Source organism: Chryseosolibacter histidinae, from assembly GCF_018598225.1.
GTDB lineage: Bacteria > Bacteroidota > Bacteroidia > Cytophagales > Cyclobacteriaceae > Chryseosolibacter > Chryseosolibacter histidini.
Genome location: NZ_JAHESF010000004.1, coordinates 1 through 13,725, shown reverse-complemented (window position 1 = coordinate 13,725; position 13,725 = coordinate 1). Strand labels below are relative to the sequence as shown.

Annotated in this window: 10 protein-coding genes; 9 read left to right on the top strand and 1 reads right to left on the bottom strand. The window is 50.0% G+C overall.

Annotation, left to right across the window (positions count from 1 at the left end; translation table 11 throughout):
- Nucleotides 1-53 precede the first annotated feature (53 nt).
- Nucleotides 54-515 (top strand): acyl-CoA thioesterase, encoded by a 462-nt coding sequence (locus KK083_RS04915; protein ID WP_254161289.1) that lies wholly within the window; start codon nucleotides 54-56, stop codon nucleotides 513-515.
- Nucleotides 516-651: 136 nt separating this feature from the next.
- Here the strand turns inward: KK083_RS04915 and KK083_RS04910 are convergent, their stop codons facing one another.
- A complete protein-coding gene (locus tag KK083_RS04910) occupies nucleotides 652-1,584 on the bottom strand; it encodes a sugar phosphate isomerase/epimerase family protein (RefSeq protein ID WP_254161287.1) in 933 nt (310 codons plus the stop codon).
- Nucleotides 1,585-1,841: 257 nt separating this feature from the next.
- Between KK083_RS04910 and KK083_RS04905 the strand changes: the two genes are divergently transcribed.
- From KK083_RS04905 to ilvA, 8 genes are all read left to right on the top strand, one after another.
- Complete coding sequence (locus KK083_RS04905; RefSeq protein ID WP_254161285.1) at nucleotides 1,842-3,143, top strand: pyridoxal phosphate-dependent aminotransferase; 1,302 nt, start codon at nucleotides 1,842-1,844, stop codon at nucleotides 3,141-3,143.
- Nucleotides 3,144-3,496: 353 nt separating this feature from the next.
- Nucleotides 3,497-5,974, top strand: a complete 2,478-nt coding sequence (locus KK083_RS04900) for an ABC transporter permease (protein ID WP_254161283.1) — start codon at nucleotides 3,497-3,499, stop codon at nucleotides 5,972-5,974.
- Between the two features lie 319 nt (nucleotides 5,975-6,293).
- The gene (locus KK083_RS04895) at nucleotides 6,294-7,181 is read left to right on the top strand and encodes a branched-chain amino acid transaminase (RefSeq protein ID WP_254161281.1); all 888 of its coding nucleotides are present in this window, start codon (nucleotides 6,294-6,296) and stop codon (nucleotides 7,179-7,181) included.
- 90 nt (nucleotides 7,182-7,271) lie between these two features.
- On the top strand, nucleotides 7,272-9,029 hold the full coding sequence (ilvD, locus tag KK083_RS04890; protein WP_254161275.1) for a dihydroxy-acid dehydratase: 1,758 nt from the start codon (nucleotides 7,272-7,274) through the stop codon (nucleotides 9,027-9,029).
- Nucleotides 9,004-10,761, top strand: coding sequence for a biosynthetic-type acetolactate synthase large subunit (gene ilvB, locus KK083_RS04885; protein ID WP_254161273.1), 1,758 nt, complete (start codon nucleotides 9,004-9,006; stop codon nucleotides 10,759-10,761). The genes ilvD and ilvB overlap by 26 nt, the downstream gene beginning before the upstream one ends.
- Nucleotides 10,762-10,826: 65 nt before the next feature.
- Entirely contained in the window at nucleotides 10,827-11,120 is a 294-nt protein-coding gene (locus KK083_RS04880) for an ACT domain-containing protein (protein WP_254161271.1), read from the top strand.
- A 143-nt stretch (nucleotides 11,121-11,263) separates the two neighbouring features.
- Nucleotides 11,264-12,331 (top strand): ketol-acid reductoisomerase, encoded by a 1,068-nt coding sequence (gene ilvC / locus KK083_RS04875; RefSeq protein WP_254161269.1) that lies wholly within the window; start codon nucleotides 11,264-11,266, stop codon nucleotides 12,329-12,331.
- Between the two features lie 75 nt (nucleotides 12,332-12,406).
- Nucleotides 12,407-13,660, top strand: coding sequence for a threonine ammonia-lyase IlvA (gene ilvA / locus KK083_RS04870; protein ID WP_254161267.1), 1,254 nt, complete (start codon nucleotides 12,407-12,409; stop codon nucleotides 13,658-13,660).
- Nucleotides 13,661-13,725: the final 65 nt, after the last annotated feature.

Below are 13,725 nucleotides of genomic sequence, written 5' to 3'. Positions count from 1 at the left end.
ATTGTATACCATAAATATAATGTATATTAAACCGGAAATGTGTTTTTTATATTATGGCGAGGATAACGATCGATCTTCCGGAAACATTTTTATTCACAACAGAAATTCCCGTGCGCGCCAGCGACCTCAATTACGGCAATCACCTTGGCCACGACAGTGTACTTACCATCGCACAGGAGGCAAGGATACTATTTTACCGTCACCTTGGATTCCAGAATGAGCTCAGCTTTGAAGGACCTGTCGGGCAGGTGATAGCAGACGCCGCCGTGGTCTACAGATCGGAATCTTTCCTGGGCGATATACTGGTCTGCAGCATTGCCGCCACCGACTTCACCCGTTACGGCTTCGACCTTCTCTATCTCATTGTTAACAAAGCTACCGGCAAGGAAGTAGCCCGCGTCAAGACAGGCATTGTTTGCTTTGACTACGAGAAGCGAAAAATAGCATTGGTGCCACAGGTGCTACTGAACAAGCTCGGTCGAGGTAATAGTTTACAGTTGACAAATCCCCGATAGCCAGCTATCTGGGCAATTGACAACGTTTGGTGTAAGCTTCACGCTCATCTTGTCAATTCGAATTGAAAAATGGCTTGGACAATTACCTCAACCCTTTGTCAATTGCTCTATTGTCAACTGTCAACTTTTCACCGCCTTACTTTGAGTTCTTCACCTTCGTCTTCTTCACCTTCACATCTTTCCCTTTCTCCTCTTTATTCTTCACCTTCGCATCCTTCGGTCCTTTTTTATCACCGTCAAGACTTTTCAGGTAAGTCAGGCTTTGCGGGATCTGCTCCACGGAGTGAGACGATTCGTCTTCAATGAAGTAATGTTTGACTCCGGCTTTCTTCGCTGCTGCCATCACTTCGGCGATGCCAACATCGCCGGTGCCCAGCACAACGTTGGTTTCAACGTCCGCACGACCAAACTGATTACCCTCCGTTCCAGGCTTGCGGTCTTTCAGGTGCATGAGCAGGAAACGGTTGGGATATTTATTCAGCAAAGCCACAGGATCCTGCCCGGGATGTTTCACCCAGAATACATCCATTTCAAAATTGAAATACTTCGGGTCGGTATTGTTCACCAGGTAATCGAACAATGTACCATCGCCGTAAGGCCTGAATTCGTAACCATGCGGATGGTAGCAGAGCGAAAGTCCGTTCTGTTGCAGCACTTTGCCGGCAGCATTGAAAACTTCAGCAGCCTCTTTGATATTGTCGAACGTAAATTCATCTCCATTGTGTGGGATCCAGAAGCAGACCACGTACTTGGCATCAAAAGCTTTCGCTGCTTCAACAGCCGCTTGAGGGTTTTCCTTTAACTGCTTGTAATCAGCGCCCACGCTCACCACCTTCAGCTTGTTCTCTGCCAGCAGCTTTTTGAATTCATCCATCGGCAGGCCATACGTACCACCGCCTTCAACTTCCCTGATGCCCCATTCTTTTACTTGCGCCAAAGTGCCGGGCACTTCGGTCTTGAACTCATTTCTCAGGCTGTATAGCTGAAGACCGATCTCCCGGGGCTGCGCATCGAGCGTACAAAGGAAGACCCAACCCAGGAACATGAATAATAGAATATACTTTTTCATAGGCGAATTGGTTTTTTTGGTAACGCTATCAAGATAGCGAATAGTGCGCAAAGTCCACAGACCACAGTCGACGGACCACAGCCAGAAGTGCTAACGGACCACTTTCTATCTTGCTTATCACTGCCGTGGACTGTCGACCGTGGACCGTGGACTACTTTCCCAACCAAACACTTGTTAATTCACCGGCCAAAAATTTTTTTCTCAATATCCTTGAATCCTTTCAACAAAACCCTCAACATCGCTGTAGTATAAATACAATGCGACAAAAATTATTAAGTGAAGGTGCCAAGGAACTGAGTTACGAGATCCGCGAGATCGTAAAGAAGGCAGAGCAGTTGAAGAAGCTGGGCCTGGAGATCTCATGGGAGAACATTGGCGACCCCATCCAGAAACATCACAAGCTTCCGGATTGGATCAAGAACATTATTGCCGACCTGGTGCAGCAGGACGATGTGTACAGCTATTGTCCCTCGAAAGGAATGCTGGAAACGCGTGAGTTCCTTGCCAGGCAAACCAACGCCATGGGCGGCGCGCAGATCACGCCCGATGATATCTGTTTTTTCAACGGACTCGGCGACGCCATTGGCAAAGTGTATCAATACATCACCGACACTTCAAGGGTAATCGGTCCTTCGCCCGCTTACTCTACGCACTCCAGTGCGGAAGCAGCCCATGCCAATCACGAGCCGCTCACCTACAAGCTCGATCCTGATAACAAATGGTATCCTGATCTTGACGACCTGTACAACAAGGTGAAGTACAATCCCAATGTTGTGGGCATCCTCATCATCAACCCTGATAACCCTACCGGGATGGTTTATCCGCTGGAGACATTAAAGCGGATTGTTGAGATCGCCAAGGAGTTCAAACTTTTTTTGGTGGCCGATGAGATCTACCTGAACATCACCTACAATGGCGCAAGAGCATATTCACTCGCCGAGATCATTGAAGACGTTCCGGGCATTTCGATGAAGGGCATCTCCAAAGAGCTTCCGTGGCCCGGATCGCGCTGCGGCTGGATGGAATATTACAACCGCGATAAGGATGAGGACTTCAACCGCTTCTGCCAGGCGCTCGACAATGCCAAGATGATCGAAGTGTGCTCTACAAAACTTCCGCAGATCGCCATTCCGAAAATTTTCGGCGACCCGCGTTTCAGAAAATACCGCGAGCAGACCAATCAGAACATCGGCAGAAGAAGCAAGATCATCGCTGACATTCTGCATACCGTACCCGCGCTCACGTTCAACGAAACGTTCGGCGCATTTTACAACACCATTATTTTCCGCAAGGGCACGTTGAAACCACATCAGAAGATCAACATCGGCAACGCGCAGATCAGGTCGCTGGTAGAAAGCTGGGTAGCGCAGCCCATTCCGCTCGACAAACGGTTCGTATATTACCTGCTGGGTGCAAAGGGTGTGTGTGTGGTGCCGATCTCATCGTTCTGTTCAGAGCTGGAAGGTTTCCGTGTTACGCTGCTCGAAGAAGATGAAAAGATCCTGGTAAGAACTTTCACGGCCATCAGAGATGGTATTGTTGAATACCTGGCCTCATAAGGTATCTTTTACCGTCGAGTCAAAAACCCGCGCCCTTGTTGGTGTTCTTCACCAACAAGTCTCTTCACCAACAAGTCTCTTCACCAACATGCCCTAAGCCCCAGCCTGTTAAAACCAACGTCCTTCACCTTTCGGCTCACAGGCTACATAAACCTGACAATACAGCTACGATACAGCTACCATATAGCTACTGTCAGAAAATTTGATACCCGGAAAATTTGTCACGGCCCGATATAAGATTCCGAAAACGAACACCGCCCTTCATTACCGAACGATCAAATCTTTAAAAACCCATTAAAAACCTTCAAAAAACGCTATCCCATTCGTGGTATAGCCTTTGCCAAACCCCAGCCATGATCAAATACTATATCCTTCTGTTCGTGCGCAATCTGAGGCGCCAAAAGCTGTTCTCATTCATCAACATGCTGGGCCTCACGGTAAGCATCGCCAGCACATTGATGATCTACCTGTATGTGCGTAATGAATTCAGCTACGACAAGTTTCATACACATGCCGGTCAGATCTATCGCGTGAACCAGACCTTTATCTGGGGCGATAACCGTAACAACCAGTTTTCAAGAACCGGTCCCGGCGTTGCCCATGCCCTGATAGAAGAGCTTCCGGAAGTGAAGTTCACCACAAGTATCCACACACCCGGAGATTTTATCATTTCGTATTCCGACCCCTCTCAGAAAGTAATTGCCTTCGAAGAAGATAAGGTGCTTGCCGCTGATACCAACTTTTTCAGGATGTTCAATTTTCCGTTGCTGAAAGGAGACCCCGCGTCAGCGCTGCGTAATGCCAATACCCTCGTAATGACACGGTCTACCGCCCAAAAGTATTTTGCCGATGAGGAGCCCGTAGGTAAGCTCGTGCGGCTGGGAGGATTGAATGGCAATGACCAGCAAACCTATGAGGTTACCGGCGTTGTGGAGGATGCGCCTGACAATTCAACCATTCAATTCGATGTATTGCTTTCCAACAGCAGTTTCCCCATCGAGCGCCTGCATTGGAGCTGGATCTGGACGCAGCTCGAAACATTTGTGTTGCTCGACGCCAACGCCAACCTGAATGACGTGCAAAACAGGCTTTCCCTTATTCCGCGCAAGCACGCCGAAGAAACATTGCAACGTGTGATGAACATCTCTTTCGATGAATATATCAAATCGGGCAAGCAGTGGGAGCTGTTCTTACAGCCGCTTACCAGCATACACCTGCCAACCGAAACCGTCATCAGCTCGTTTCCCGATACAGGCAATATCAAGGTTATCTACTCCCTCATTGGCGCTGCTGTGTTTATCATATTGCTGTCGTGTATCAATTTTATGAATCTGTCAACCGCTCAGTTTACACGCAGGATCAAGGAAGCAAGCATCCGCAAAATCCTGGGCCTCGGAAAAAAAGAGCTCAGCATTGGCTACTTTCTTGAAGCGCTTGCTTTCTGCATGATCTCACTGATAGCGGCTATCGGTATCACACAATTGTTGCTGCCTGGATTTAACGTGCTCACAGGTAAAAGGCTTACCATCGAGTTGTTCGGCGACCCGGGCCTCATTGCTATTCTCGCCGGCCTGGTAATGCTGATGGCGCTGGTCTCCGGAAGTTATCCTGCTATCTTTCTCAGCGGTTTCAATCCCGTGGAAGCAGTAAAAGGAAAGTTGAAAATTGGAAGAGAAGGCAAATCATTCCGCAACGGACTGGTAATATTTCAGTTCAGCGTTTCCATTGTGCTCATCGCCTGCACCGCCATCGTTTTCGAGCAGCTCAATTATGTGTCAGAAAAAGACCTGGGTTTTGATAAAGAGAACCTCGTAGGTCTGCGGCATGTGGAAGGAGTGAAAAACGGCGAAGGTCTTGCCAAAGCCGTAATGGCAATGAAAGGTGTGATGAGCGCGTCGTGGTGCACCTCTATGCCCCCGAGAATATTCGGTGGCGATAAATTCACCGCCGAAGGCATGAACGATGAGACCTTCTCGCTCAACTTCACCTCGGCAGACGAACAGTACATTCCCACACTGGACATCAAATTGAAACTGGGCCGTAATTTCTCCGAAGACAACCCGGGAGACATACAACGTGTTATTCTCAATGAGATGGCCATCAAAAAAATGGGATGGAAGGTCGATGAATCCGTGATCGGTAAAAAAATAAAATACCCGTGGGATTCCGCCAACTTCGAGATCATCGGGGTTGTAGCTGACTTCAACTACTGGTCACTTTCCGCGCCCATTGAGCCCATGGCTATTTTCCATATCAAGAACGATATGGTCGCCGGCAGAGGAGACAAACAATTCGTGGTGCTTCGCATGGAAGCCCAAAGCAGCAAAGGATGGGAAACAACATTTGCCGATCTGCAGGGCCTTTGGAAACAACACGCAGGCGACACACCTTTTGAATACCAGTTCGTAGATCAGTCATTCGCCGACACTTTCAAAACACAACAACAGTTCGGTAAAGTGCTCACGGTCATGGCAACGCTGGCCATCATGATCGCTGCCCTGGGATTGCTCGGCATGATCATCTATGCCCTCGAGCAACGTACCAAAGAGATCGGCATCCGCAAGGTTTCCGGCGCATCGGTGATGGATATTCTGATGCTCATCTCCAAAGGGTACACCAAACTTATCATTATCGCTTTCGTCATCGGCGCACCGCTCTCTTACTGGATGATGCTGCAATGGCTTGAAGATTTTGCCTATCGCATTACGCCTTCATTCTGGGTTTTCCTGGCTACCGGCGCGGGCACCTTGATCGTTGCGGTGCTGATCACAAGTTATCACTCCGTAAAAGCCGCGCTCACCAACCCGGTAGACGTACTAAAAGATGAATAAACAACCAATCGGTCGCTTACCTAACATTCGTATGCGCAAAAATATTTTTCGATTTAAGCTTGAACGGTAAACGATTATTTGTGACAATTGTAGTGATACAGAACAAAATGGAACTTTTTAACACCATAACAAATCCATTCATCCACGGTGCAATCGTGAGAAATGTTGTTTCTGTGCTACTCGTCGTCATTATTCTCGTGATAAAACCCGCGGGGGCGACCATGGTATAAGATTTTAAATTTGAACATAACCAACCGCCCCTGACTACTCGGGGGCGGTTTTGTTTTATATAGGCTATAACAAACTAACAGTTGTAAATATGTATTATACCAAAGACACGGTGCTTTTCCTGAACGGTAAGTTCATCAAGGCTGTTGATGCACATACCGATCTGTACAGCCAGTCCCTGCACTATGGGTTTGGCGCTTTCGAAGGCATCCGTGCCTATCAAACTCAGAATGGCGTAAAACTTTTCAAAGCTTACGAACACTTTGAACGCCTGAAAAACAGTTGCGCAGCCGTTGGCATCCCACTCGAATATGACTCCCACGAACTGACCCAGATCTCTTACCAACTTCTGGAAAAGAACAACCTCACTGACGCCTACATCCGCCCTCTCGCTTACTGCGGGCCCAACATGTACCTGACCACGCCAAAAGATGTTTACCTCATGATCTGTTCCTGGAAGTGGGGCAAATATCATGGCGATAACCTGCTGAAGCTTTGTGTTTCATCTTACCAGCGCCCCAACCCGGCCTCCATCAAAGTTGAAGCTAAGATCTCTGGTCACTACGTCAATGGCATTCTCGCTACCAGCGAAGCAAAAGTGCGTGGTTACGACGAAGCGCTGTTGCTCGATATGAATGGCAACGTTGCTGCAGCTCCCGCCGCCAATTTCTTCATGGAGAAAGACGGCGTGCTGTACACGCCTCCGCTCGGACATATCTTCCCCAGCATCACACGCCAGGTTGTGCTCAACATCTGCCGCGAGCTCGATATCCCCGTGGTGGAAAGGCACATCAACCCGCATGAGCTGGAAGCTGCAGACAGCGCTTTCCTTTGTGGAACAGCAGTGGAGATCGCAGGCATCGAATCGATCGACGCCCATACCTTCAGCAAAAGCTGGAAAGAAAGCATCGGTGCCGTGGTGCAGGAAGCTTACAAATGTCAGGTGCTGGAGAAATCATTCAGCTACGTGATCATTTAGAGGTACGTCCCGATTGCTATCGGGATACGAGGTACGAAGTACGATTTAAGAAAATAGGATTTATACATTTTTTAGACTTAATATTTTTTAATGGCAGATCCCGATAAACATATCACTGCATCGCAGACTTCAACCAAAAGTCCCAACGGACGCGCCATTGGTGAGAAGTTCGAACTCAACAAATACAGTAAAACATTAACGCAAGACCCGACCCTGCCCGCCGCACAAGCCATGCTCTATGGCATCGGACTCACTGAAGACGATCTTAAGAAAGCCCAGGTAGGCATTGTCAGCACAGGATACGATGGCAACACCTGCAACATGCACCTCAACAAGCTGGCGCAGGAAGTGAAGACCGCCGTCTGGGATAACGACCTGGTGGGACTCATCTTTCACACCATCGGCGTAAGCGACGGCATGAGCAACGGCACGGAAGGCATGCGCTACTCGCTCGTGAGCCGCGATGTGATTGCCGATTCGATCGAGACCGTATGCGGTGCACAATATTATGACGGCCTCATCGCGGTAGTAGGCTGCGACAAAAATATGCCCGGCGCCCTCATGGCCATGGGAAGACTGAACCGTCCCGCCATCATGGTGTACGGCGGAACCATTGCCGGTGGAAACTGGAAAGGTGAGAAGCTCAACATCATCTCGGCTTTTGAAGCCCTTGGAAAGAAGATGGCCGGCACCATCACCCCTGAAGATTTCAAGGGTGTGGTTCAGAACTCATGTCCCGGTGCAGGCGCATGCGGTGGCATGTACACTGCCAATACCATGGCCTCGGCTATCGAAGCGATGGGAATGGCGCTGCCCTACTCTTCATCAAACCCTGCCCTGAGCAAGGAGAAATCTGAAGAATGCAGCGAAGCCGCGAAGGCCATGTATGAGCTGCTGAAATACGATATCAAGCCGCGTGATATCATGACGAAGAAAGCATTCGAAAATGCGATCACCGTGATCATGGCGCTCGGCGGCTCAACCAATGCCGTGCTTCACCTCATCGCCATGGCGAAGTCTGTGGGCGTTGGCATCACACAAGACGATTTTCAGCGCATCTCTGACAAAACACCGCTGATCGCAGACCTCAAGCCGAGTGGAAAATATCTCATGGAAGAAGTTCATCGCATCGGAGGAATTCCTGCCGTGATGAAATACCTCCTCAGCAAAGGTTTCCTGCATGGCGACTGCCTCACCGTGACCGGTAAGACCATCAGCGAAAACCTGGAGCAAGCGCAAACCCTCGACTTCAGCAAGCAAGACGTGATCCTGCCGTTGGAGAAAGCGATCAAGGCTACCGGACACCTGCAGATCCTTTATGGCAATCTCGCCGACAAAGGCTCCGTTGCCAAGATCACCGGAAAAGAAGGAGAAAAATTCAAAGGTCCTGCCCGCGTGTTCAATGGTGAGTTCGCGCTCATCGATGGCATTACGAGCGGAAAAGTGAAGTCAGGCGACGTGGTGGTGATCCGCTACGTGGGGCCTAAGGGCGCGCCCGGCATGCCCGAGATGCTGAAACCTACTTCGGCGATCATGGGCACAGGCCTGGGCAAAAGTGTGGCGCTGATCACTGACGGAAGATTTTCAGGTGGCACACACGGCTTTGTGGTTGGCCACATCACACCCGAAGCTTTTGAAGGTGGAATGATCGCCCTGGTAGAAGACAATGACCTCATTGAAATAGATGTTATCAACCATCAGATCAACCTGCTGGTAGATGCAGAGACAATAGCCAGACGCAAAGCCGCCTGGAAGCAGCCGCGGCTGAATGCCCGGAACGGAATATTATTTAAGTATGCTAAACAAGTAAAAACTGCTGCGGATGGATGCGTTACTGACGAAGAGTGAACCTAAAGCCGAAACGGATAAACAACCCCGAAAAAAGATGACAGGCTCCGAAGTGTTGCTTGAGAGCCTGGTGGCTGAAGGTGTCGAAACTATTTTTGGATATCCCGGGGGAGCCATCATGCCCGTCTATGACGCGTTGTATCATTATGCAGACAAGCTTAACCACATCCTCGTGAGACACGAGCAGGGAGCGATCCATGCCGCACAGGGTTTTGCCCGCGTTTCAGGTAAGCCAGGCGTTGTATTTGCCACTTCAGGTCCCGGCGCTACCAACCTGGTGACAGGTCTCGCCGATGCGCTGATCGATTCAACACCCGTTGTGTGCATCACAGGACAGGTTTTTGCCCACCTGCTGGGAACAGATGCCTTCCAGGAAACGGATGTTGTGAACACCACCATCCCCGTTACCAAATGGAACGTGCAGGTAACAGAAGCAAAAGATATCGCCGACGCAGTAGCCAAAGCATTTTATATCGCTACCACAGGCCGCCCCGGACCCGTGCTCATCGACATCACCAAGAATGCGCAGAATGAGCTGATCGAAGGCGTTGCGCATAAAAAATGCGAAGCCATCAGAACCTACAAGCCGAAACCGGTATTACAACACAGCCAGGTTGAAGCTGCAGCGGAACTGATCAACAATGCCAAGCGTCCCTACATTCTGGCGGGCCAGGGCGTGTTGTTATCGGGCGCCTCTGATGCGTTGCGTGCTTTCTCTGAGAAGACAGGTATTCCCGTAGCCTGCACTTTGCTTGGGCTCGGAAGCTTCCCCACCGATCACCCGAACTATGTGGGCTTCCTGGGCATGCACGGCAATTATGGTCCGAACGTAAACACCAATGAGTGCGATGTACTGATCGGCATTGGCATGCGCTTCGACGACCGTGTTACAGGAAACGTGGCCCGCTACGCCAAACAGGCTAAGATCGTTCATATTGAAATAGACAAAGCTGAGATCAGGAAGATCGTGCACACCGATGTGGCCGTTCATGCCGATGCCAAAGAAGCATTGGAAGCACTGATCGGATATTGCAAGCCCGCCCGGCATGAGCAGTGGATCGAAAGTTTCCACAAGCTCAACCGGGTTGAGTATGACAAGGTCATCCACAAAGAATTCAGTCCCGCAAACCAGCTGAGCATGGGCGAGGTGATCAACCACCTCTCGAACTTCACCAACGGTGAGGCCATTGTTGTGACTGACGTGGGCCAGCATCAGATGACCACTTCACGTTATTACAAATTCAAGGAGCCGAGAACACAGGTGACCTCCGGTGGCGCAGGCACAATGGGTTTTGCCCTTCCTGCTGCCCTTGGCGCCAAGCTCGGCATGCCGCACAAGCAGGTGGTGGCAGTGATCGGCGATGGTGGTTACCAGATGACCGTGCAAGAACTGGGCACCATCATGCAATACAAGATCCCGGTGAAGATCCTGGTGCTCAACAACAGCTTCCTGGGTATGGTACGCCAGTGGCAGCAGCTCTTCCATGAGAAGCGCTACTCGTTCACGGAAATGACCAACCCCGATTTTGTGAAGCTGGCGGAAGCATATTCCATTCCCGCACGTAAGGTTGAGAAACGTTCAGAGCTGCAGGATGCCATCCGTGAAATGCTTGACGCTAAAACACCCTACTTCCTCGAAGCAGTGGTGGGCAAGGAAGACAACGTGTTCCCCATGGTACCGGCGGGAGGATGTGTATCGGATGTAATGCTTGAACCACCGACTCAGAAGTAGGCAGTAGGCAAAAAGCAATAGCAAATAAGAAAATAAAACAGCCACAAGCTGTAAACATAAAAGTTATGAAACAGGAATTCACTTTAGAGGTAGCGGCGGATAACAATTTTTCCATCCTCAACAGGATCGTGAATGTGCTGAACAGAAGAAGGGTGCGTATCAAAAAGCTGATCGCTCATGAAAATGAGAACGACTTCACCCGCGGCGGTGCGGTCATACTGATCTACACCACGGCAGACCTGGTGGAGAAAGTGAAACATCAGCTTGAAAAATGCATCGAGGTTGAATCTGCCACCTATCACGAGGGCAGCAGCATGTATTACGAGCTGAGCGAACGCAGCAACCGGCAAGTAGCTTAAAAAAAGTCCGATAGCTATCGGGATGAGATTTGAGATGTGAGATAGGAGACAATGCAGTCTCGTCTCTTCATCGAAGATCTCAGCATGAAAAAAGTAAATTATTTAAATCTCATATCTCAATCTAACATCTCAAATCTAAGATTATGGCAAAGATCAATTTCGGAGGCACCATAGAAGAAGTAGTTACACGCGAAGAGTTTCCGATGGAAAAAGCGCTGCAAGTACTGAAAAATGAAACCATCGCGATCATCGGATATGGTGTACAGGGTCCTGCACAGGCGCTGAACCTTCGCGACAATGGATTCAAGGTAATTGTCGGCCAGCGTAAAGGTTCAAAGACCTGGGATAAAGCTGTAGAGCACGGCTGGGTTCCCGGCGAAACCTTGTTCGATATCGAAGAGGCAGCCAAACGCGGAACGATCATCGAGTTCCTGTTGTCAGACGCCGGCCAGATCGCCCTGTGGCCTACCATTAAACCTTTCCTGACCAAAGGCAAAACCTTATATTTCTCTCACGGCTTCGGCATCACCTTCAAAGAGCAGACGGGCATCGTACCTCCTGCCGACATCGATGTTGTGCTGGCAGCTCCGAAAGGTTCCGGAACTTCCGTTCGCAGATTGTTCCTTCAAGGGAAAGGTATCAACTCCAGCTATGCTGTGTTCCAGGATGCCACCGGAAGCGCCAAACAAAAAGCCATCGCACTGGGAATCGGTGTAGGCTCGGGCTACCTGTTCGAAACAGATTTCAAAAAAGAAGTTTACTCTGATCTTTCAGGCGAGCGCGGAACCCTCATGGGCGCTATCGCAGGTATCTTCGAAGCACAATATGAAGTACTGCGCGCCAATGGCCACTCTCCTTCTGAAGCCTTCAACGAAACTGTAGAAGAGCTCACACAGTCACTGATGCCCCTCGTAGCCGAGAACGGTATGGACTGGATGTACGCCAACTGCTCTACCACAGCGCAGCGCGGTGCCCTTGACTGGAAGAAAAAATTCAAGGCTGCCACGCTTCCTGTATTCCAGGAGCTGTATAAGAGCGTAGCCACAGGCCAGGAAGCAAAACGTACCATCGAAACCTGCAGCAAGCCTGACTATCGCGAAAAGCTCGCCGAAGAACTGAAAGAGCTCCGCGAAAGCGAACTCTGGCAAGCCGGTGCCGCCGTACGCGCACTCCGCCCCGAAAAACAACAAGCAGAAGTAACCATGATCTAACCTCACCCGCCCCCTCTCCATTACATGGAGAGGGTGGCGAGCGAAAGCGAGACGGGTGAGGCGAACAAACAAAAAATGATAACTGAAACACAAACACATAATCTGAATATCAACGCGGCATATTATGCGCTGAAGCAGGTGGTGCTTAAAACACCACTGCAGTATCACCGCAAGCTGTCGGAGAAATTCAAGGCAGAAGTATACCTGAAGCGCGAAGACCTTCAGGTTGTGCGCTCTTATAAATTGCGGGGCGCTTACAACCTGATCCAGAGCCTGAACGATGAGCAGCGTGAGCGTGGCGTGGTATGCGCCAGTGCGGGAAATCATGCGCAGGGCGTGGCGTTCTCGTGCCGGCAACTGAACATCAGGGGAGTGATCTATATGCCGGCCATCACGCCGAAACAGAAGATCAACCAGGTGAAGATGTTTGGCGGTGACCTCATTCAGATCGTGTTAACAGGTGACACCTTTGACGAATGCCAGGCACATGCGCTGGAATTCACCCGTGAGAAGAATATGGTATTCATCCCCCCGTTCGACCACCCCAAAGTGATCGAAGGACAGGGAACGGTAGGCAAGGAGATCCTCGATGAGCTCGCCAACATAGACCTGATCTTTGTACCGATCGGCGGTGGTGGCCTGTGCGCAGGCATCGGCGAATACTTCAAGACCTATTCACCCAAGACAAAGATCGTTGGCGTGGAACCCGCGGGCGCACCCTCTATGAAAGAAGCACTGAAGGCGGGCAAGCCGGTGAAGCTGGAAAAGATCCAACGCTTTGTCGATGGCGCCGCCGTGCAAAAAGTAGGCGATCTCACATTTGAGCTTTGTAAGGATAAGCTAAGCGATATGTTGCTGGTGCCCGAAGGAAAAGTCAGCTCCGCCATTCTGCAGCTTTACAACGAAGATGCTATTGTAGCAGAACCCGCCGGCGCACTCTCCATCGCCGCGCTCGACCAGTATGCCGACGAGATCAAAGGCAAGAGAGTGGTCTGCATTCTCAGCGGTGGCAACAACGATATAGACCGCATGCAGGAGATCAAGGAAAGATCGCTGCTATACGAAGGTTTGAAGCATTACTTCATCGTTCGTTTCGCACAACGTCCCGGTGCCCTGAAAGAATTTGTGAACCACATTCTCGGTCCCAACGACGACATCGTACGGTTTGAATTCATTCAGAAGCACAACAAAGAAACAGGGCCGGCGCTCATTGGCATCGAAGTAAAATCAAAAGAAGATTTCAATGCGCTCATCGATCGTATGAATGGCTACAAGCTGAACTACACGCTCGTGAACCAGAACGAAAATCTTTTCGAGTACCTGGTTTAGAAAAAAGGAGTAAGGAGCCAGGAGTAAGTTTACACGTCACCAACAGGCAACTGGCAACAGGCAAC

What these genes read in the sequence shown, in the direction of transcription:
- KK083_RS04895 (WP_254161281.1), top strand. Translation starts at nt 6,294, where the DNA reads ATGTATTATACCAAAGACACGGTGCTTTTCCTGAACGGTAAGTTCATC.
- ilvC (WP_254161269.1), top strand. Translation starts at nt 11,264, where the DNA reads ATGGCAAAGATCAATTTCGGAGGCACCATAGAAGAAGTAGTTACACGC.
- KK083_RS04900 (WP_254161283.1), top strand. Translation starts at nt 3,497, where the DNA reads ATGATCAAATACTATATCCTTCTGTTCGTGCGCAATCTGAGGCGCCAA.
- KK083_RS04910 (WP_254161287.1), bottom strand. Translation starts at nt 1,584, where the DNA reads ATGAAAAAGTATATTCTATTATTCATGTTCCTGGGTTGGGTCTTCCTT.
- KK083_RS04880 (WP_254161271.1), top strand. Translation starts at nt 10,827, where the DNA reads ATGAAACAGGAATTCACTTTAGAGGTAGCGGCGGATAACAATTTTTCC.
- ilvB (WP_254161273.1), top strand. Translation starts at nt 9,004, where the DNA reads ATGGATGCGTTACTGACGAAGAGTGAACCTAAAGCCGAAACGGATAAA.
- ilvA (WP_254161267.1), top strand. Translation starts at nt 12,407, where the DNA reads ATGATAACTGAAACACAAACACATAATCTGAATATCAACGCGGCATAT.
- KK083_RS04915 (WP_254161289.1), top strand. Translation starts at nt 54, where the DNA reads ATGGCGAGGATAACGATCGATCTTCCGGAAACATTTTTATTCACAACA.
- KK083_RS04905 (WP_254161285.1), top strand. Translation starts at nt 1,842, where the DNA reads ATGCGACAAAAATTATTAAGTGAAGGTGCCAAGGAACTGAGTTACGAG.
- ilvD (WP_254161275.1), top strand. Translation starts at nt 7,272, where the DNA reads ATGGCAGATCCCGATAAACATATCACTGCATCGCAGACTTCAACCAAA.